A 241-nucleotide genomic window follows, 5' to 3' on the forward strand; every position below is an offset into this window, starting at 1 on the left:
GTAAACGGGTCCACGAACTCCTTAAGTCCCAGTTGATCCGCCAGCTGGTCCGATTCTAATTGGTTTCGGATATATTCCGCTATTTGCTTTTTGTTCCTTCCTACTGTGTCTACATAATAGCCTCTAGCCCAGAAATGGCGATTTCCATACTTGTACTTTAAATTTGCGTGCCGATCGAATATCATCAGACTGCTCTTTCCTTTCAGATACCCCATAATCTGAGATACACCATACTTCGGCG

1 protein-coding gene is annotated in these 241 nt (G+C 44.0%); it reads right to left on the reverse strand.

The annotated features are described in order from the left end of the window. The coding region (gene tnpA, locus NE547_RS18350) for an IS200/IS605 family transposase (protein ID WP_256176654.1) at positions 1-241 on the reverse strand (241 nt) is incomplete at both ends.

Origin of the sequence: Flavonifractor sp. DFI.6.63, assembly GCF_024462255.1 — a bacterium.
Classification (GTDB): domain Bacteria; phylum Bacillota; class Clostridia; order Oscillospirales; family Oscillospiraceae; genus Lawsonibacter_A; species Lawsonibacter_A hominis.